Here is a 21,026-nt window from a genome sequence, read left to right as displayed (position 1 = left end):
ATCTTTTTCGGCTCATACTTTTCAGAACTAATATATAGTTATAGCTATGCACCATACATCTATTAAAACCCTCGGAGAATTAAAAACGGCAGGATATACATCGCGATCGATAAAAGAAGAGCTTCGCGAAAATCTGATACAGCGACTTAGTCGCAAGGAAACTGTATTTGAAGGTATATGGGGTTATGAAGAAACCGTGATACCAGATCTTGAAAGAGCTGTACTCGCGGGCCACGATGTAAACCTCTTGGGTTTACGCGGGCAAGCCAAAACAAGGTTGGCGCGACTAATGGTAAAGTTACTCGATGAATATATACCTTTCATTGCGGGCTCGGAGTTAAACGATGATCCATTCAATCCTATATCCAGATACGGAAAAGATAAAGTACATGAATTGGGAGATGCTACTCCTATTGCGTGGTTGCATCGCGATGAACGCTACTCTGAAAAACTGGCAACACCCGATGTATCTATAGCCGATCTTATCGGTGATGTAGATCCTATAAAAGCAGCAACGCTGAAACTGCCATATTCTGATGAGCGCGTAATTCACTTCGGATTAATTCCCCGTTCGAACAGAAGCATTTTTGTGATCAATGAATTACCCGATTTGCAAGCCAGGATACAGGTTGCACTTTTTAACATTTTACAAGAAGGGGACATTCAAATTCGTGGATTCAAAATCAGAATGCCATTAGATATACAATTTGTCTTTACTGCAAATCCGGAAGACTATACCAATCGCGGAAGTATAGTTACGCCATTGAAAGACAGGATCGACAGCCAGATCATTACGCACTATCCGAAGACATTAGATATAAGCAAACGCATTACGCAACAGGAAGCGCGTATTAAACAAGCACAGCGTGCCGCAGTATCTGTAAATGAAATTGCAAAAGACCTGGTTGAGCAGATTGCATTCGAGGCACGCAAAAGTGAATATGTAGATGCGAAGAGCGGTGTATCAGCGCGTCTTACCATTTCAGCATATGAGAATTTAGTCGCTGCTGCCGAACGTAGAAGTATCATTAATGGAGAGAAGAATACCGATATACGGATCGCTGATTTTATTGGTGTAGTGCCGGCTATAACTGGCAAAGTCGAATTGGTATATGAAGGTGAGCAGGAAGGTCCAGGCATTGTAGCACAGAACCTGATCGGCAAAGCACTGCGTACACAGTTCATACATTACTTTCCGGATCCTGATAAATTCAGAAAACAAAAGGAGAAGAGTCCGTATAAAAAAGTATCCGACTGGTTTGGAGAAGGGAATACCGTTGACCTCCTTCATACTATGCCGCAGGCAGAATTTGAAAAAGCATTAAAAGCTATACCGGGCTTGAGTGAACTTATTAACGAATTCCATAAGAATAAAGACCAGGCAACGAAACTATTCATGATGGAATTCGCGCTTCATGGCCTCGCAGAATATAGTTTGATCAGCAAACATAATTTAACAGCGGGTCTTCAATTCAAAGATCTACTTAGCAGCATGTTTACGCTGCCGCGTCCTGGAGAAGAAGAGGATGACGATGATGAGATCGCAGGCGGAAAATTTTAGATAAGCTCAAAACTGGTTTGCTAAGAATAAGCATCCTATATACCTGTCGTTATTGCATGAGGAATGACGGCAGGTATATGTATATCTGACTCAACGTAATTGGCCACACTGCAATCATAACAAACCGTTCTGTCTGCTGGCATACATTTTACCGACATAACCAATAGCTTTACATTCAAAATTTCAAACTTCAAGCATCGGGCTTTAAGTATCCTCTTCTACTATGAAACCTCAGGAATCAGTCACCTTTAATTTACAACAAGTACAGAAGCTTAAGAAGCTTGTTGCAAATGGCGAAGGACTGACGCTTGAATTCAAGCGCAAGGCTGCGTTCCCTGAAAAAATCATTCGAGAGATGATTGCCTTCGCGAATACGAAAGGTGGAATTCTATTAATCGGTATTGGCGATGATCTGAGCATTCCTGGCTTAAAACATCCGGAAGACGAATCGCATGTTATCAAGCAGGCACTAAAGATGTGCAAGCCTCCTCTCCTATACGAGGAGATATATATCCAGGTAAGCAACGGGCGAGCAGTTATTCAGTATGAGATCATGGAGAGTAACAGAAAGCCGCACTATATACTTCACGCTGATCAGTCGAAAGAGTTCTTTGTTCGTGTTGATGACAAAAGCATTAAGGCGAGTCGTGAAGTAAGAGAGATTGCTAAACGTTCTCAGTATAAAAAAGACATCAAGTTCAGCTATGGAGAATATGAACACCTTCTCATGCAATATCTCGATGTGAACAATACGATCACATTAAAAAAATTCATGGAGATCAGCGGACTGAAAAAATTTTATGCTTCTAAAAAGCTAATCTTACTGGTATTGGCAGATGTACTTCGTGTATCTCCGAATGAACGAGGTGATGTTTTCTCGTTAGCGTTTCGATCGGGCAATCGTTAATCGTTAACAGAGATTGTTAACATTGATAACATAACATTCTCAAACGGGTCGTAAAGTTATAAAAAAAGTTTTCTTCTCCACATGCTCACAAATCATAACCTTTTTTTTAGCTTTCATTTAAAACATTGAAGGTTTAATAACGATATCGCATGAAGGTTTTTGATTCTGAAAAATTCACATGTGATCTACTCAAGTCTCACCCTAAGTTCTTTGTGAAGCATGACTAAACTCAAGAAGGAGAAGAAGATCTTCGTACTCGACACATCCGTAATTATTTATGAACACAATTCCATCCTCAACTTTGATGAACATGATGTCGGTATACCGATAACGGTTTTAGAGGAACTTGATAATTTTAAAAAGGGCAACGACACTAAAAACTTTGAAGCTCGCGAATTCATTCGACTGATCGACAAGCTTGCGAAAGATCGCATGCTTCAGGAATGGAACCCTATCAACGGAAAGGGTAAGGGTAACTTTAAGGTATTGATGGACATGCATAGCGCTGTCGATGCCAACAAAGTATTCAATGAAGTGAAGGCTGATCACCGGATCTTAAACGCAGCCCTTCAATTACAAAAAGATGAAAAAGGGAAACGTGTTATCCTGGTTTCCAAAGACGTTAACCTTCGGTTAAAAGCGAAATCATTAGGCCTGCAGGCCGAAGATTATACTACGGGTAAAGTTCAGAATATATCTTCACTATATACCGGCCGTACCGTTGTGGAAGATATAGATGCTAACCTGATCAACCTGCTTTACGAAAAAGGATATTGCCAACCTCAGGAGCTTCTCGGCAAACTCAATCCGCTTAAGAATCATTACTATATATTAAAGAGCGGAAAAAAATCAGCGCTAGCATATTACAATCCCTTCAATGGAATGCTGGAGCATGTGGAGAAGCGCTCGGTATATGGTGTGAAGCCTAGAAATGCGGAACAGACCTTTGCTATACATGCGGCGTTGAAGCCGGATATTAAATTGGTTTCTATTCAAGGAGTAGCGGGTACCGGAAAAACTTTACTCGCACTGGCCGCGGCACTTGAACAAAAACGGGAATATAAACAGATATACCTCGCCCGTCCGATTGTTCCTCTCAGCAATAAAGATATAGGCTATCTGCCCGGAGATATTAAATCGAAGGTAAATCCCTATATGGAACCACTGTGGGACAACCTGAAGTTTATACAGAATCAGTATAGTGAAACAGATAAGGAATATTCCAAAATCACTGAAATGGTGGGTCAGGAAAAATTGGTGATCACACCGCTGGCCTATATCCGCGGGCGGAGTTTATCAAACATCTGTTTTATTGTAGATGAAGCACAGAACCTGACACCGCATGAGGTGAAAACAATTATTACCCGTGCTGGGGAAAATACCAAGATCATTTTTACAGGAGATATATACCAGATCGATACACCCTATCTTGATTCACAAAGTAATGGTTTATCTACGCTGATAGACCGGTTACAGGATCACGAATTGTATGCCCACATTACACTGGAGAAAGGTGAGCGATCAGAGTTGGCAAACCTGGCAAACGAGCTTTTATAAAAGGATATTCTCTGAAGATTTTCAAATTCAGAAATTTTCCATCCCATTCTAGGACTCATACAGAATAAACCCTTGAAATTTCAGCAATTTCAAGGGTTTATAGTTTTGGCCCACTATTAGCCACTGCTATGCAAACTGGAAAGCGTTTTATGATACTTCGTTTTATTTTCAGGCAGATGTCACTTCAAAAGCAAGCAAACTATTTGAAGAAGAAAGGTATTATGCTTGGAACACGCCTTAAGAACGGACGCAGAATTCACATCTATATGCTCCGTGACCTCTTCATTGAGGTACTATATAAGAATGATAATGTGAATGAAGAAGCTGAGCATTTGAATATGCTCCGCGGATTGAATAATCTGAATGACTATCTCGAGAGAGAATTTAAGGCCAGCTTCTAAAGTTTTTTAAAAACTGGCCTTTTATATTATTTCTTGCCAAGAACTTTCAACATAGTTTCGCCAATTTCTGCTGGCGATTCTACTACATGAATTCCACACTCCTGTAGTACACTCATTTTAGCAGCAGCAGTATCCTCTGCGCCACCAATGATAGCACCGGCATGTCCCATTCTTCTTCCGGCAGGAGCTGTCTGACCAGCGATGAACCCTACAACAGGTTTCTTGTTTCCGTTTTCTTTGATCCAGCGCGCAGCAACAGGCTCGTAGTTTCCACCGATCTCACCAATCATTACGATCGCATCCGTTTCAGGATCATTCATTAATAACTCTACTGCATCTTTTGTAGGCGTTCCAATAATAGGATCGCCACCTATACCTATAGCAGTTGATATACCCAGACCAGCTTTTACAATTTGGTCAGCGGCTTCATATGTAAGTGTTCCTGATTTTGATACTATACCGATTCTTCCTTTTTTGAAAACGAAACCTGGCATAATACCAACTTTTGCTTCACCCGGTGTAATAACGCCTGGGCAATTAGGGCCGATCAGCGTTGCGCCTTTATCTACGATATAGCTTTTAGCAACCATCATATCCTTTACAGGGATACCTTCTGTGATCGCGATAATTACTTTGATACCAGCATCTGCTGCTTCCATAATTGCATCTGCTGCAAAAGCAGGAGGAACAAAAATGATAGACACATCTGCACCGGTTTTATCAACAGCTTCTTTCACTGTGTTAAATACTGGTCGTCCCAAATGTTCAGTTCCGCCTTTTGCCGGAGTAACTCCTCCTACCACATTGGTTCCGTACTCAATCATTTGCCCGGCATGGAAAGTACCTTCCGAGCCAGTGAAACCTTGAACAATTATCCTTGAATTTTTATTAACCAGTACACTCATGAACGTTGATTTTTAAGCAGCACAAAAATAGGATAATAAAGCTATCAACCAAACCAACATGAAATACAAAAGGCTGTCTCGCGACAGCCTTTTGTATTGGTTATTTAGAATTTAACGGCTTGTCTTTTAGCTTATTACGTATTAAAAAGTCGTTATATAAATCTCTGTACATCTGTACATCCGGAGCAAGTTTTATGGCTTCCTGGAGTGCTGTTGCTGCATCGATCAGCAAAGAATTCTGCTCGAAGAAACCTGCCAGGATAAGTTTGTTAATCGCTGTGTTATCTTCCGTTTGAGCCGAGATCTCGCTTAACGCATTTTTGATTCTGGCTTTATCGGCTTTCGATAACCGCTTCAATGTATACTTTTCGGATACTTTGTTCTTGTCCGTTTTAGATTCAACAGTGACCAGAATGTTATCTTCATTTGTAAAGCTTGGATCAGAAAGATCTATGCGAAGACTGCTCTCGTTCGCGTCAAGCTTCGCGAGCTCTTCATCAAACAGACTTTTGAACTTCACCGTATAGGGCCCGGGAATCTTTTCAGCATCCCAGTTGATGATTATTACATCATTATAGATCGCAGGATTTTGGGTAGCTGATGGTAAGTATAGCGGAATGATCGAACCGCGATGAACCGCTCCCGTTGCCTGGAGACCATTTGCCTTTTGTGTATTCGAACTCAATATAAAATCTGCATACTTGTTCAATACATTGGCTCCTCCACTCACCTTCGCAGCAAGGTCAGCAACTTTATACTTGCCTGCTTGCTTTACTTCCAGGGGTTTACCGCTGACGTGAACCAACCCTATATATGAGTTTTCAGCGACCTTCAGTTCGTCTGCCGAGTTAAGACTTGAGCCGACTTTTATAGTCTGCCAATCTTTGCCTGCCTTTACTTCGTTTTTTCCTTTGTTTACCAGAACCTTAAACGTATAGTTCTGTGCCATTGCCTGTGCAAATCCAATTAGAATAAATACTACTAGCGCCAACTTCGTTTTCATGACAAATTATGATTAAGGGTTTTTATCGATTCAAAATTAGAACATCTTCCTGATATTTCTTTCCTGAAACGAAGAAGCCGCTTCCACAGCGGCTTCTTCTTATATTTTTTTTCAAAAAATTTAACGTTTCATACCGTTTCTGATTAAAAAATCATCGTACGATTCTTTATAAAAAGCTACATCAGGGGCTAGGCGAATGGCATCTTCGTATGCTGCAACAGCATCGATATATAGATGATGCTCTTCATAAAAGCCTGCCAGCAAGAGTTTATTCAGTGCCGTTTGTTCAGATACATTATTCTGGATTTCACCAAGTGAGATTTTAATTTTATCCTTTTGAGGTTGCGTCAATTTCTTGATCAGTTTTTCTGCAGACTTTTTATTAGGATCTGCTTTGGCAGCAACCTGCACAAGCACCGCATTTTCAGTCGCATATTTTGCATCGCTAAGATCTACGCGAATCGATGATTCAGGAGTTTCTATTTTAGCCAGTTCTTCTCCAAACATGTTATTGATCACAACAATATAGGGCCCTTCAACTTTGCTTGCTTCCCAGGAAATAGCAACCGATGAATTATATATATCTGCATGTTGATTTTCCGGTAATAAAATTTGAATAGCAGTTGCTTCACCGCGGTGTACTGCTCCGGTTGCACTCAATCTGTTTTTCTTAGCTTCTGTTGAATTACTACTGAGTATGAAGTCGGTATATTTATTCAGGACACTGGAACCTCCACTTATTTTCGATGAAAGATCCGCTACCTTATAACTACCAGCTTGTTTCAATTCGATAGGCTTACCTGTTACGTGCATGAGCCCTATATAGGAATTGTCGGATAATTTCAGTTCATCTCCAGACTTTAGAGATGCACCCGTTTTTATAGGTTGCCAGGCATCGCCTGTTTTTAATTCATTGGTTCCTTTTATCACCAGTACTTTAAAAGCATAATCCTGGGCAATGGTAGAGAAGGCTAAAAGGAGAGCGAATAATAAGATGGGTAGGGATTTAGTTTTCATATTTTTGCATTCACGTAAATCAATTTGACTGTTAATACTCCCGGCTGGTTTTAGGTAATCTTTTTTCTATGTTTAGCCAAAGCCGTGCCATCCCAGGCCTTAAAACGTTGAAGTAAAATTCAAAAGAAGGCCCCACAGCCGCGATAGTCGCCAGTGTTAACGTAAGATCGAGTTTGAAGTTCGACTCCGCGAACAACCAAATTGTAAAACCCATCAGCAGCCCGATCTGCAATACCTGGATAAGCAATGACACGCTATCAAACCACAATGGATACCGCTGGTTAAGAACATAAAACAGTGCCACGTTCAGAAAACATAAAATGAAAGCGGTTAAATATGTGGCCCAGTCAGGCAACTCGTTAATATAGTCTTCATTTAAAATGGTAGCGAGAATATTTGCATGTACTACCAATCCAAACATATCCGGATTAGCACGGCCGGCAACTTTATTATTCAAGGGGGTAAAGAACTTATCGCTCCATGAAGGATCACCAAAATAATTCCCTAAAAAACCGAAGATTACAATTTTATCTTTGATCATCTCCGGGAGAAATTCTCCTGTAAAAGGCTGATGTACATCCAGTGCATAAAACATTACCGGATACTTCGTTGTGCCTAAATCTTTTTTCCGAAGCGATTGTATTCGTACGTCCTGAATATCAATATTGCCTCTATAGTTAACGATCTCTTCATACTTATCGCGCATTAATAATTTCACGGCTTTTGAAGAATCATACTTCATTGCCATGCGTACAGCAAAAGCATATTCATTTTTTCCATTTACCTCAACCTTCGGAAAGAATGAACGGCATATCTTCACGTCTTCCTGGTACCGCGCTCCCGTAGGCAAACTTGCATAGCCATGCGCAGCAAAATCCTGAAAAGCCGGATCCGATATTTCTATAGAATCATATACATCAAGGTCCTGCGTTTGAGCCAATGAGTGTGACTGAAGCAACTTTGAAACAAGTACAACATTTCCGGCTTGTTGTATTGCGTTGCTTAGCATGAGGTTGCCCAACGTATCCAATAGCTGCGGACAGTTTACAGTATCGCGAAGCCCCCCCTCACAATCAAAAAAACTATCGACTCCTATTACTCTGGGTTTATGCTGCGCTATAATTGAGATTTGCTGTGCGATCTGCCCGCGCGATAGCCCCCCTATATTTACCAATACAATTCGTTCGTCCACAAGAGGATCAGGGCGAAGGTTTGAGAATGCATAATCGGTAAGTTCAAAATCAGAGAGCGCTTGAGCAATCGGGTCAAAAGCATTGAAGAGTTCAAGTTTGGTTATTTTCGAAATACCCCACATGACTCCAAATACAAAAAAGGTAGCAAGCAAACTGTTAATCAGGAATTTCCACATACAGGTAGCCGTAGTATCTAGTAAATTTAGAAATTTAAATGGTCAATTCTATACTACGTTGAAAGGCTCTCTTAAATCAAAACTTACCATCGATCAGTTGGCGGCAGGCATTCTGCAGGGCGATCGCGTAATCCTCGGTCAGGCTATAACGCTTATCGAAAGCACACGTGCTGCAGACCAGATAACAGGCGCAGCATTATTGGAGAGAATTATTTCGAAAACAGGCCATGCAATTCGCATTGGAATTACAGGTGTGCCCGGTGTAGGGAAAAGTACTTTTATTGAAGCCTTCGGCAAGCATATAATCAGTCAGGAAAAAAAACTTGCTGTGCTTACAATTGATCCGAGCAGCCAACTCACCAAAGGAAGTATACTTGGAGACAAAACGCGAATGGAAGAACTCTCCAAAAATCCAAATGCATTTATTCGTCCTACTGCTTCCGGAAATACATTGGGAGGCGTAGCGCATAAAACGCGAGAGGTGATGTTGCTATGCGAAGCCGCTGGGTATGATGTGATCATCGTTGAAACTGTGGGAGTTGGACAGTCTGAAGTATCCGTTAAAAATATGGTTGACTTTTTTTTACTGCTGATGCTGGCAGGGGCCGGTGATGAACTTCAGGGTATAAAAAAAGGAATCATGGAAATGGCCGATGGTCTGGTAATCACGAAAGCGGATGGCGACAATACAAAAAAAGCAACAGAAGCTATGGCCGAATACCAGCATGCCTTTCACCTCTTTGCTGCAGCTGAATCAGGTTGGACTCCCCGCGTGTTAACGTCCTCCGCTGTTACGGGTGAGGGTATAGAAGAAACCTGGAAAATGATTTTAATATATAGAGATCAGACCATGGCGTCCGGTTTTTTTGATGCTAATCGCAGCCAGCAAAATATAGCGTGGTTTCAGGAATACTTTGACCAGCTCTTAAAAGATGATCTTCAAAAATTTGATTCGCTGCAGAGTATAAATAAAGAATTAATAAAGTCAGTAGGCAATCGCACACTTTCATCGAGGCAGGCTGCGCTTCAATATTTAGCAGCTTATCATGAAGCGATCAGAAATAAATGACTTACTCCTTCTCTGCTTTATCACCCTTTCCTTTTTTAAATCCATAGGGGCAATGCCGGCAACCACTTTTGCAGCAATAGCCACGCTTGAGATGAAAAGCTTCGGTAAAGACAATCAATCCATTTTCCATATAGTGATATATAGAGTCTTTAAAATCATCTTCCCGTTCACTCTTATCTGTGTTGGCCATAATATTCCCGACAAAGAAAACTTAAAATTTATTCTTCTGAAACTTTCGCAGTAGCATACGGAATGAAGTCGTTACCTTGCTTCGTGATTCGAACATCCATCTCATGAAAAAAATTTCATATATAGCCTTTGTACTCCTTACAGGCTGGGCTTGTACACAGAAGAAAGCGGCCGAAAAACAAACTACACGTGAGCAAGATTCATTGCACCTCGAATACGCTGAAGGATTCAAAGTACATTACGATGGTAACTTAAAAATCATAGAAGTGCTTCATCCTTTTCAAGGGGCTACTACAGGGTATACATATTTACTAGTTCCGAAAGGGGAAGATATACCCGCGTATGCGCAAGGCATGAAAGTTATACGAACCCCCATCGCTTCGATCGCCTGCACGTCAACAACCCATATACCATTACTGGATTACATTGGGGAAACGGATAAGCTTACCGGTTTTTCTACTACAGATTTTATAAGCTCTGAAAAAATGAGGGCACGTGTTGATTCCGGAAAAGTAACAGAGCTTGGTATCGACAAAGGTATAAACCTGGAACGTTTAGCCATGCTAAAACCGGATATGCTTATGGGCTATACCATGAGCAGTGATTATGGACAGTTTAAAAAGATAGAAGAACTTGGAGTTCCGGTTGTAATCAATTCTGAATACCTCGAAAAGCATCCGCTGGGTCGCGCGGAGTGGATCAAATTCGTGGCTGTCTTTTTCAACAAAGAGAAAGAAGCAGATTCCATTTTTCAGTTCGTTAAGAAAAGTTACCTAGAGGCAAAGGCTATCGCAGATAAAGCACAGAGCCAGCCTTCCGTTCTTTGTGGTGTAGTATATGGCGATGCCTGGTTTTTACCCGGGGGACAAAATTATGCTTCGAAGATTTTAAATGACGCGCACTGCAAATACCTGTGGAGCGAAGATGCTTCCAACGGATACCTGGAGTTAAGTTTCGAAGCTGTGTATGAAAAAGCAAATCAGGCCGACCTGTGGATTGGCACCGGATCCTATACCAACCTCGCTGAAATAAAAACTGCAGATGAACGCTATAGCCGCTTCAAGCCTTTTCAACAAAAGCAAGTATACACCTACGATGCACGCAAGGGAGCTAAAGGTGGAAGTGAATTTATGGAACTGGGATATTTACGCCCCGATATTATTTTACGCGACCTATTGAAAATAGCACACCCCGAATTGTTGCCTGATCACACTTTATATTTTCATAAGAGGCTCGAATAATAGGAGAAAAAAATCGCCTGTTTCCGTTTATGCTTTCTAACTTTGTATGTGATGAAGGCAGCGAGTTGTACTCTTTGGTTTTTGCTGATCGCATTTTTTTCAGCAGCCAATAATTTCAGTGTTTTTACAGAAAATGGTAAGGCAGGCTTAAAAGATAGTCAAGGGAAGGTTGTTATTCCTGCCCAATACGATGCGTTGGGATGGAGCCATGGCAATTTTTCTGTAGTAGAAAATGCAACGGGTTATAAACTTAACGGACGCTGGGGCCTGATCAGCACGAATAATCGCCGAATCACTAAAAATGATTATGATGAACTTATACCGGGCAACGGGTCACTGTTCATCGCGAAGAAAAATTCCTCATATTCACTTCGCGTCCTTACGGGATGTGTAAGTCTTTCCGGCAGAGAAGTAATTCCATTTGAATATGACGGCATCAGGGTATATCCTCTCCGTGCCGTAGTGTTCACCAAGATCGGCAATCAGTATAAATATGGATTGATCGACTTTGATAATCGCACGATTATTCCACAACAATATCAAAATATATACCCTATCGGAAACCTGCGTTTTGCTGTTGAGAACTTTGAAAACAAACTCGCACTCTTTACGGATGGAGGCAAACAGGTTTTAGGATTCACGATTGATAAAATTTCTCCCTTCACAAAAAATCATGCTGTAATCTATCAGGGAACACAACAAGGAGTGATTGATCTGGATGGCAATCTCAGCGTTCCGCTTAAATATCAATCTATAGCTATACTTGACGATGGCAAGGTAAAGGTTCGCGAACCACATGTATGGGAATTTTTGGATGGGAAGAACAAGCTACTCCAAAAACACCTCGCAGATTCTATAGCACCTGTCGATAAAGACCTTTTAAAAATTACCAAGGGAGAATTGGTAGAGCTAACCGATCAACAACTAAAACCTATTGCCTCCACCGCTTTTTCAAGCATTGGAAATTTTATACGCGACAAAGCTATTGTTACACTCAATAGAAAATCGGGTGTAATTAACAGGCAAGGTAAACTTCTTGTGCAACCGGCTTATGATACAGTGTTGCTCGATGGTAAATTCATTTTAGCAAACCAACGTCAAGGGTTTAAAAACAACTGGGCATTACTGGACAGCATGGGCACACGCCTCACTACTAAAGTATATGAAGACCTGAAGCCACTTCATGAACAGTATTTCGCTGTTCGCAGTAAAGGATCTGCTGGTGCTATAGATGCTAAAGGCAAGGAAATAATTTCATGTGTATACGACTCTTTGCTCCAGATAAAATATGATCTTGCTGTTGTTAAGTTTCATGGACAACAGGGTATTATTAACATGAAGGAAGAATGGATTGTATCTCCACGTTCCAGTAGACTTACCGTTATAACTCCTGACAAATTCGTTGAAGCATCTCCACAACGAAAATCACTTCGATCAATAACCGGGAATACCATTTACTTTACAGAAAATCGAATCGAAGTATTTCCAGACTATATACTTGAATATCTCCCCTCCGGCACTATTTGGAAAATTGGTCTGGATGGAAGAATTGTAGATCGCCAGATATACCCTGATGATATTGAAAAGATCTACGAAGAGAGTGAAGGATTTCGTGCGATCCGCAAAAATGGCAAGTATGGTTTTATCGATTCACAAGGAAGGCTTCGGATCGCAAACCGGTATGAAGGTGTTGCTAAATATAGCGAGGGATTGGCGCCTGCCATGATTCGCGGACGGTGGGGCTATATTAATCGCCAGGATCAAATCGCTATTCAGCCGGTATATGATGAAGTGACTTCTTTTAAGGATGGCATCGCGCTCGTACGTCAGCAACAAGCGTGGGGCATAATTGATAAGACTGGCAAAGTTTTACTCCCCATACGATATCAGCATGTTGAACTACTGCCCACTAAAAACTTTCTTATCCAGGCGAATGGTTTACAGGGCTTGGCTGAAAGCACGGGAAGAATACTTATTCAACCTAAATATAGGACACTGCAAGATGCAGGAAAGGGATTCGCCATTGTAGAACGTGATGGTAAATATGGTGTAATCACCGTGCAGGGTATCAGCACGATTCCATTGATGTATGACTATATCCAATACGACTCGTTCAATGACTTTTTCATTGCTCAGAAAAAATCACTTTGGACAGACTTCAAAAATTAAAATTCAATCCATAAAAAATGCCTGGCTATAAAATATAGCCAGGCATTTTTTACATGAAGTATATATAAGATTACTCTTTCTTCGGACCACCTGTACCAGCACCTGAAGGCTGAGTGCCTTTACCTGAACCAGAAATAGCCTGGCGCATTTCAGTATCAGATTGTACGTTTTGCATTTTGTAATAATCCATAACACCAAGATTACCTCTCACAAAAGCTTCTGCTATTGCTTTTGGAATTTCAGCTTCTGCCTCGATTACTTTCGCACGTGCTTCCTGTCCTTTCGCTTTCATTTCCTGTTCAAGGGCTACGGCCATAGCTCTGCGTTCTTCAGCTTTTGCTTCAGCAACTTTTAAATCGGCTGTTGCCTGATCGATCTGAAGTTTAGCGCCAATGTTAGCTCCTACATCTACATCCGCTATATCGATAGAGAGAATTTCAAATGCTGTACCTGCATCCAATCCACGCGACAATACGAGTTTTGAAATTTTATCAGGACTCTCCAATACTTCCTTGTGAGATTTTGCAGAACCTATAGATGAAACTATACCTTCGCCTACACGTGCAAGAATTGTATCTTCACCAGCACCACCTACCAATTGCGCTATACTTGCACGAACTGTTACCCGCGCTACTGCGATCAATTGTATACCATCGGATGCCACTGCCGCTACCTTTGGTGTTGTAATTACTTTTGGATTTACAGAGATCTGCACAGCCTGAAAAACATCGCGACCAGCAAGATCAATTGCCGTAGCTTGTTTAAAGCTCAGGCTGATATTTGCTTTGTCTGCAGAGATTAACGCACGAATTACATTGGGTACATTTCCACCTGCCAGAAAGTGTGTTTCAAGTTCAGAGGTTGTGAGTTGAAGTCCGGCTTTTGTTGATGTAATCATGGACTCAACAATGATTCTTGGTGGCACTTTCCGGATGCGCATAAAGACGAGCTCAAGCAACCCGACTTTAACATTCGAAAATATTGCTGTGATCCAAAGATTTACCGGCACAAAATACAGAAACAAAAAGAACAGGATAATCCCGCCAAAAACTAAAATGAGTAAAGCAGCTGCTTCCATAGGGTATATATTAATTAATAGGTTCTACAACAATTTGGTTGGAATATATCTGCGTGATCTTTACGCGTTGACCTTGTTCAACATAATTTCCCAACGTTTTTACTTCGAAAGTTTCAGTACCAAATTCGGCTTTTCCAATCGGACGAAGGGTTGAAATGGTGATACCTTCATCGCCAATGTGAAGGCCATTCAATATTCCTTCGTTTACTTTGCTATCACTCGATGACTTCAGGGAAAATCTTGTCCACGCTCCTGTTCGGAAGCTATAGAATAGCGCAATCAATGTAGTGACCAATGTACTTATCAGCACATAGAAACCAACATCACTTCCAAAATGGTTATAGCTAATGATAACTCCGGTTCCGGTGAAAATTAATCCGAGGAGTCCCACCACGGTTGTTCCGGGAATGAATACGAGCTCAACAATAATAAGACCGAGCCCTATCAGCAGGAGCGCCAGTATAATAATCCACATTAACATAAAGCGGGAGAGTCTGAGTATAATCTCAGATGCTAATGTGCGGATTATTTAGCAAACAATTGCACATCAACACCTGAGTATTTAGTCTTTCAATCAATAAGCGCGCGCAAACAACACACGTCTGGTAGAAGGTTTTCCGGAATACATACATACGCCAGCCTCTTCTTTGGCATCCAACGGAATGCAGCGAATGGTTGCTTTTGTTTCTTCTTTTATAGCTGCTTCCGTCTCCTTCGTGCCATCCCAATGAGCGGATATAAACCCACCTTTTTCGTCCAGCACTTTTTTGAAATCAGCATATGTATCAACCTGCGTTGTTACTTCACCTTTAAATTTGAGGGCACGTTGGTATATGTTGCTTTGAATATCATCCAGCAGTTTCGGAATCTGTGCAGCTACTTCGTCAAGCTTCATTACTTGCTTTTCTTTTGTATCTCTGCGAGCAACCTCCACTGTACCATTTTCCATATCGCGTGGCCCGATAGCCAGACGAACCGGTACGCCTTTCAATTCCCATTCGGCAAACTTGAAACCAGGCTTATGTGTATCCCGATTATCAAACTTCACAGTATACCCTTGCTTACGAAGCTCTGAAGAAATCTCCTGAACCTTGTCAGAAATTTTATTCAGTTCATCTTCGGTTTTGAAGATCGGAACAATCACGACATGTATAGGCGCCAGTTTAGGAGGCAACACGAGGCCATCATCATCGGAGTGCGCCATAATCAGTGCACCCATCAGACGTGTACTTACACCCCATGAAGTTCCCCACACATAATCCAGTTTGCCGTCACGATTTGTAAACTGCACGTTGAATGCCTTCGCGAAGTTCTGTCCGAGAAAATGTGATGTGCCCGCTTGCAATGCTTTGCCATCCTGCATCATCGCTTCGATGCAATATGTATCTATAGCTCCCGGAAATTTTTCACCTTCTGATTTTCTTCCTTTCACTACAGGCAGTGCCATAAAGTTTTCAGCGAACTCTGCGTAAACATCCAGCATCTGCGTTGTTTCTTTTACAGCTTCGTTTGCTGTAGCGTGTGCCGTATGGCCTTCTTGCCACAGAAATTCTGTAGTACGAAGGAAAAGGCGTGTACGCATTTCCCAGCGAACAACGTTGGCCCACTGATTGACAAGTATAGGAAGATCACGGTAGGATTGAATCCATTTTTTATAAGTACTCCAGATGATCGCTTCACTCGTAGGACGAACTACCAATTCTTCATCGAGCTGAGCATCCGGATCGACAATCAATTTTCCTTTATTCTGTGGGTCAGCTTTCAGGCGATAATGTGTTACGATGGCACATTCTTTCGCAAAGCCTTCAGCATTTTGTTCCTCTGCCTCGAATAAATGTTTTGGGACGAACAGCGGAAAGTAAGCGTTAGAATGGCCGGTATCCTTGAACATTTTATCAAGCGCCTGCTGCATCTTTTCCCAGATGGAATAGCCATACGGTTTGATCACCATGCATCCCTTAACATCTGAGTGTTCAGCCAGATCTGCCTTCTTCACGAGTTCGTTGTACCACGCGGAGTAATCTTCATTTCGGCTTGTGAGTTCTTTCGCCATGCTGGTATAATTATTGTTTATTTTTGTATCGAACGGCAAATATAATTTTACCGGATTAAATACTGGCTAATTTTTGTAGCTTTATCAACACAAATCCGAACTGTTTTCCGTTTAATGATTGTTAGGATTGTAGACACAAACTCAAAAGGCGCTATGAAAACCAAGATATTATTAAGCTTAGGATTAGTAGTTTTCGCCTCCGCAGCTTTTGCGCAGGTCGAAAATGACGATATGTACTTTAACAGCAAGGATCGCGCGAAGCTGAAAGAACAAAAAGCAGCAGAGCAACAAGCCTATGCGGCTACTGTGAAGAAAACTAAAAAAATGGAAGAAGTGTCGGATGCGAATGACAGTTATGTCAATCCTACTGACAGCTATTCTGCACGCAACGTGAATCCGGAATTCGCGGCACGTTCCAATGCAGAAGTAGCACAAGAAGATAACCAGGATTATTATCTGAATGATTATCAATACCAGACTACCAGCAACTTAAACAACTGGAATAATAATTTTAATTCCTGGTATTCTAACCCATGGTATAACTCAGCATATTTTGGTCCTTCCATCAATAACTGGAATAGCCCATATTACGGATATAACAACGCTGCTTACAGCCCATGGTATGATCCATACTGGAATAACAGTGGTTGGTCTACATCCTTCAGCTACTACTGGGGAAGTTCATGGAATTACGGATGGGGAGGAAACTATAATTACTGGAACAGACCTTATTGTGGTGGTTCATGGGCTTCTGCCTGGGGACCTTCTTATTACGGTTCGGGTTATTATGGAGGATATCCTTCGACAGTCGTGATTGTTAACAACGGAGAGGGTAGTGGCCGCAACGTATCCTATGGCAAACGTGGAGGTGCAGGACGTAGCAATACAATGGTATCCAGCGAACGCTACAATACATCACGTACACGCTCGACAGAAGCAGGACGTAGCACTGCTAATACTACAACGAGTACAAGCGGAAGAACTCCATCGTTATCAACAAACAACAGCAACTCTTCAAACAACAACGAGTACTATAACAGATCATGGAGAAGCAGAAGCTCTTCATCAGGCTCTGGTACAACGCAGAACAGTTCTAACAATACTACGAACTGGAGTACTCCGTCAAGAAGTGGCAATTCATTTGATAACAATCGCTCGAACAACACCTATACTCCTCCATCCAGAAGCAGTTCTTCTTTCGATGGTGGTGGTAGAAGCAGTGGCTCTTCATCTGGTGGTTCATCCTCTGGTGGATCACGCGGCAGAACCAGAAACTGATTTGTAAAAACTGAATCCTTTTTTGTAATGAAAAAAAATATTGGGATAATCCTGAGTGTTATTCTTTTGTCTATAAATTTTGCCTGGGCGCAGAGCTATTCTGAGTCTGCGCTGCTTTTCAGCAGAACACAACCAGCCGGAAGTGCACGTATACTCGGCCTTGGCGGAACACAAACTGCGTTGGGTGGTGACTATAGTTCTGCCTTGTCAAATCCTGCGGGATTGGGAATGTATAACCGTTCCGAATTCACGTTTACACCTGCGCTTACGTTTTATGATACAAAATCTCAATTCAATAATACACCAACGAACGAAAGCACTTCGAAATTTAACATCCCGGGAATAAGCTATGTGATGCACATGGGCCGTGATGATGATAGCCGGGATTACCGGGGCGGATCGTTGGGGATAAGCTTTTCGCGCGTGAATGATTTTAATCGATCAACTATATACCGCGGTCGAAATGAACAAAATTCTATCATCGATTATTTTATCGAACAAGCGAATGGCGACACACCCGATCAGTTCAACGAGGGTGACTATCAATATAATACACCAACCGGATTAGCATACTATAATTACCTTATCGGACCAACTTCCATTCTCGACTCTAACAATCCTGATGATCGATACTTTACCGATGCACCCATCGCATCGGATCAACAGGAAGAAATTTTAACAAAGGGAACTTCCTATCAATGGAATTTTTCGTATGGAGCAAACTTTAAAGACAAGATCTTTTTTGGCGGAGGCTTAGGTATATCAACGCTTCGCTATAAATCACAAAAGACTTTTAGCGAGTCATACGTTGACTCCGATACTATTCAAAGTATGCAGCTTTCCGAAAATCTGAACATCCGCGGATCTGGTGTTAACGTTACTATAGGTGCTATTGCACGGCCTTTCGATTTTTTACAAGTCGGATTGTCATTCACCTCTCCAACATACTATCAGATCACTGAAAATTATGATGCTTCCATGAATACGAGCTGGAATGATTATGATTATTGGGATGGGCAAAAGTACACTAACCTCAACAATGAAAGTGCTTCTACTGATATCGTAACTTCTGAGTACAACCTTACCACACCTTTAAAGCTAAGTGCAGGGGTTGCGTTTATATCGAAGTATGGATTCATTACTGCTGATATCGAGCGGACGAATCCTGCCAAAGCACGCTATAGTTCAGATATATCCGGGATTTCATTCACAAATGAGAACGATGAGATCAAGGCCGCCTATAGCACAGTATATAATTATCGCTTCGGTGCTGAATTCAGATATAATATATTCCGTTTGCGTGGAGGGTATAACGTTCAAGGCAGCACGTTTAAAAACGACAACCTTGACAATAAAATAACAACTGTAAGTGGCGGCGTGGGTGTAAGACTGAAAAAATTCTCTGCAGACTTTGCGCTCATCAGTCGCTCTGCAGATAATTTCTATAGTCCCTATACATTAAATGACTCTACTGAACCGATCGTAAAGATTGAAAACAAGACGCTTACGTCTATGATCACATTCGGTTTTACTTTCTAAGCTGAATAACTTCCAACAGACTTTTTAGTGTTGGATGATGAAGTATAACATGCGCCTGCTGATAGATCGGCAGGCGTTTTTCATATAGGCCTGCAAGGCGCTCTTCTTTTTCTTTTAAATCATTGGCATGTAACAACGGGCGATCTTTATTTGCTCCTACCCGTTTTAAAAGTTCTGCAACGGACACATCTATAAATATACTCAACCCCGATTGACGGATTATCTCTATACCATTATAAAAACATGGCGATCCTCCACCCGTTGCCATTACAAAACTTTTTTCAGATCCGGCCCACTCACGCAACACCTGCGCTTCCGTTTGCCTGAAATGATCTTCACCCAAAGAAGCAAAAATTTCCTTTACAGTCTTACCTTCACGATCTTCAATCTCCTTGTCCTGATCGACGAAAGGAATACCTAATTCACTTGCCAGAGGTTTACCCAGCGTTGATTTACCAGAACCCGGCATTCCTATAAGATATATCTTCATTCTATTATGGGCACTGGAAAGTATATGTATAAAACGCCTATATATACTCCAGTTCTTGTTCTTTGGGGATTACTTCAATAAATCTAACACCTCCGAAGCGGTTGGTGTATCGTTGTGGTGCCACATGCCTTTTACTGTTCCGTCTTGCCACAACGTAATGCCTGGATTAGAGCGCACGATGGTTTTAAGCACGGTAGCATCAACAAAATAATACGGCACCGCCAATTGATATTCGTGACGGAAACTTTCGAATTGCTCCGAACTTGAAGCGGTCAACACCATCATTTCAACTTTGCCATCAAGGTCTTTTACAAGCTGGCGAATCTTATCCATATTTTCTCCCGATGCTTTGGTGGCATCATAGATTACAAAGAATAGTTTCTTTCCTTCGAAAGTACTTTGCGTTACATCTTCACCTTCCAGACTTGAAACAGAATAGTCGGTGATCTTCGCTTTTGTTTTATCTTCATTGGTCTGGCGAACACTTATATACTTATAGACCAGCGTATCGGTAAGGTACTTTTCTGAATGAACTTCTTCTCCATTACCCTTCCGTTGAAATACATATTCAAATACAGGCTGCTCTTGCGGCTGCATCTGCTGTGGAATGTTATTTCCAATTCTATAAGGTCTGAAATCAATAAAAGGTAAATGTTTAATCGCGTAAATTCCTAATACTATACATATAATGGTTGAGGCCAATATAACGGCGTGTCCTTCCTTCGTATGAAGCACAGGTTTATACTTATCGCGAAACCAAAATATATGCAAGATGAATACGATAAGAATAACATCTTTGGTAAACGATTGCCAAGGAGTAAGTTTAATAGCATCACCAAAGCAACCGCAGTCTGTTACTTTATTAAAGTATGCCGAGTAGAATGTCAGGAACGTAAAGAAGATGATGAGCGCCAACAAAATGACAGAGGTTATTCTCACCCTATAGTTGATCAGTAAAGCTATGCCCAGCACTACTTCAAGCACGATCATAATAAAGCCGATCTCCATGGCGTATGACTTGAAGAACAGGAAGAAAGAACCAAAGTCTTCGGCGAATACTTCGAAGTACTCCTCCATCTTTATTTCAGTACCAATCGGATCGTTCAGCTTGATCAATCCTGAAAAAATAAATAATGCCCCTACAAAAAATCGCGAAAACTGATCTATATACTTTCTCATGATATATTCTTTAAGCCTCTC

The 21,026-nt window shown here is 41.4% G+C and carries 19 protein-coding genes; 9 read left to right on the top strand and 10 right to left on the bottom strand.

What is annotated here, in order from left to right:
• Positions 1 to 46 precede the first annotated feature (46 nt).
• The 4 genes from B5Y40_RS00855 to B5Y40_RS00840 all read left to right on the top strand — a co-directional run bounded on the left by B5Y40_RS00855 (position 47) and on the right by B5Y40_RS00840 (position 4,426).
• Positions 47 to 1,561: a magnesium chelatase gene (locus tag B5Y40_RS00855; protein WP_079684823.1), complete on the top strand. Its 1,515-nt coding sequence runs from the start codon at positions 47 to 49 to the stop codon at positions 1,559 to 1,561.
• Positions 1,562 to 1,784: 223 nt separating this feature from the next.
• The gene (locus tag B5Y40_RS00850; protein ID WP_079684822.1) at positions 1,785 to 2,468 is read left to right on the top strand and encodes an AlbA family DNA-binding domain-containing protein; all 684 of its coding nucleotides are present in this window, start codon (positions 1,785 to 1,787) and stop codon (positions 2,466 to 2,468) included.
• A 219-nt stretch (positions 2,469 to 2,687) separates the two neighbouring features.
• Positions 2,688 to 4,025, top strand: coding sequence for a PhoH family protein (locus B5Y40_RS00845; protein ID WP_079684821.1), 1,338 nt, complete (start codon positions 2,688 to 2,690; stop codon positions 4,023 to 4,025).
• A 128-nt stretch (positions 4,026 to 4,153) separates the two neighbouring features.
• On the top strand, positions 4,154 to 4,426 hold the full coding sequence (locus B5Y40_RS00840; protein WP_079684820.1) for a hypothetical protein: 273 nt from the start codon (positions 4,154 to 4,156) through the stop codon (positions 4,424 to 4,426).
• A 26-nt stretch (positions 4,427 to 4,452) separates the two neighbouring features.
• Here the strand turns inward: B5Y40_RS00840 and sucD are convergent, their stop codons facing one another.
• From sucD to B5Y40_RS00820, 4 genes are all read right to left on the bottom strand, one after another.
• Positions 4,453 to 5,331: a succinate--CoA ligase subunit alpha gene (gene sucD, locus B5Y40_RS00835; RefSeq protein WP_079684819.1), complete on the bottom strand. Its 879-nt coding sequence runs from the start codon at positions 5,329 to 5,331 to the stop codon at positions 4,453 to 4,455.
• A gap of 100 nt (positions 5,332 to 5,431) precedes the next feature.
• On the bottom strand, positions 5,432 to 6,334 hold the full coding sequence (locus tag B5Y40_RS00830) for a hypothetical protein (RefSeq protein ID WP_079684818.1): 903 nt from the start codon (positions 6,332 to 6,334) through the stop codon (positions 5,432 to 5,434).
• Positions 6,335 to 6,454: 120 nt separating this feature from the next.
• Positions 6,455 to 7,351 carry a hypothetical protein gene (locus B5Y40_RS00825; protein ID WP_079684817.1) on the bottom strand — a complete coding sequence of 299 codons (897 nt, stop codon included), beginning with the start codon at positions 7,349 to 7,351 and terminating at the stop codon, positions 6,455 to 6,457.
• A gap of 31 nt (positions 7,352 to 7,382) precedes the next feature.
• Positions 7,383 to 8,666: a CHASE2 domain-containing protein gene (locus tag B5Y40_RS00820; protein ID WP_159453573.1), complete on the bottom strand. Its 1,284-nt coding sequence runs from the start codon at positions 8,664 to 8,666 to the stop codon at positions 7,383 to 7,385.
• Here B5Y40_RS00820 and meaB point away from each other — a divergent pair.
• Complete coding sequence (meaB, locus tag B5Y40_RS00815; RefSeq protein WP_079684815.1) at positions 8,665 to 9,789, top strand: methylmalonyl Co-A mutase-associated GTPase MeaB; 1,125 nt, start codon at positions 8,665 to 8,667, stop codon at positions 9,787 to 9,789. The two genes, B5Y40_RS00820 and meaB, sit on opposite strands and share 2 nt — an antisense overlap.
• A gap of 1 nt (position 9,790) precedes the next feature.
• Here the strand turns inward: meaB and B5Y40_RS00810 are convergent, their stop codons facing one another.
• Complete coding sequence (locus tag B5Y40_RS00810) at positions 9,791 to 9,979, bottom strand: C1orf53 family protein (protein WP_079684814.1); 189 nt, start codon at positions 9,977 to 9,979, stop codon at positions 9,791 to 9,793.
• Positions 9,980 to 10,082: 103 nt separating this feature from the next.
• Here B5Y40_RS00810 and B5Y40_RS00805 point away from each other — a divergent pair, with 103 nt between their 5' ends.
• Both B5Y40_RS00805 and B5Y40_RS00800 read left to right on the top strand, forming a co-directional pair.
• On the top strand, positions 10,083 to 11,219 hold the full coding sequence (locus B5Y40_RS00805; protein WP_079684813.1) for an ABC transporter substrate-binding protein: 1,137 nt from the start codon (positions 10,083 to 10,085) through the stop codon (positions 11,217 to 11,219).
• A gap of 51 nt (positions 11,220 to 11,270) precedes the next feature.
• A complete protein-coding gene (locus B5Y40_RS00800) occupies positions 11,271 to 13,388 on the top strand; it encodes a WG repeat-containing protein (protein WP_079684812.1) in 2,118 nt (705 codons plus the stop codon).
• Between the two features lie 70 nt (positions 13,389 to 13,458).
• Here B5Y40_RS00800 and floA read toward each other — a convergent pair whose 3' ends face one another.
• The 3 genes from floA to proS form a co-directional block, all read right to left on the bottom strand.
• Positions 13,459 to 14,466, bottom strand: a complete 1,008-nt coding sequence (gene floA, locus B5Y40_RS00795; RefSeq protein WP_079684811.1) for a flotillin-like protein FloA — start codon at positions 14,464 to 14,466, stop codon at positions 13,459 to 13,461.
• A 10-nt stretch (positions 14,467 to 14,476) separates the two neighbouring features.
• Positions 14,477 to 14,947: an NfeD family protein gene (locus B5Y40_RS00790; RefSeq protein ID WP_079684810.1), complete on the bottom strand. Its 471-nt coding sequence runs from the start codon at positions 14,945 to 14,947 to the stop codon at positions 14,477 to 14,479.
• A gap of 93 nt (positions 14,948 to 15,040) precedes the next feature.
• Positions 15,041 to 16,519: a proline--tRNA ligase gene (proS, locus tag B5Y40_RS00785; RefSeq protein WP_079687036.1), complete on the bottom strand. Its 1,479-nt coding sequence runs from the start codon at positions 16,517 to 16,519 to the stop codon at positions 15,041 to 15,043.
• 153 nt (positions 16,520 to 16,672) lie between these two features.
• Between proS and B5Y40_RS00780 the strand changes: the two genes are divergently transcribed.
• Positions 16,673 to 17,797, top strand: coding sequence for a hypothetical protein (locus tag B5Y40_RS00780; protein ID WP_143785554.1), 1,125 nt, complete (start codon positions 16,673 to 16,675; stop codon positions 17,795 to 17,797).
• A gap of 27 nt (positions 17,798 to 17,824) precedes the next feature.
• Positions 17,825 to 19,336: an OmpP1/FadL family transporter gene (locus B5Y40_RS00775; RefSeq protein WP_079684808.1), complete on the top strand. Its 1,512-nt coding sequence runs from the start codon at positions 17,825 to 17,827 to the stop codon at positions 19,334 to 19,336.
• Here the strand turns inward: B5Y40_RS00775 and B5Y40_RS00770 are convergent.
• Together B5Y40_RS00770 and B5Y40_RS00765 are read right to left on the bottom strand one after the other, a co-directional pair.
• Complete coding sequence (locus B5Y40_RS00770) at positions 19,326 to 19,826, bottom strand: shikimate kinase (protein ID WP_079684807.1); 501 nt, start codon at positions 19,824 to 19,826, stop codon at positions 19,326 to 19,328. The two genes, B5Y40_RS00775 and B5Y40_RS00770, sit on opposite strands and share 11 nt — an antisense overlap.
• Before the next feature lie 69 nt (positions 19,827 to 19,895).
• Positions 19,896 to 21,005, bottom strand: a complete 1,110-nt coding sequence (locus B5Y40_RS00765; protein WP_079687035.1) for a BT_3928 family protein — start codon at positions 21,003 to 21,005, stop codon at positions 19,896 to 19,898.
• Positions 21,006 to 21,026: the final 21 nt, after the last annotated feature.

This window comes from Ohtaekwangia koreensis (assembly GCF_900167975.1).
In the GTDB taxonomy this organism is placed as follows: Bacteria; Bacteroidota; Bacteroidia; order Cytophagales; family Cyclobacteriaceae; genus Ohtaekwangia; species Ohtaekwangia koreensis.
This window is presented reverse-complemented; position numbering and strand designations above follow the sequence as displayed.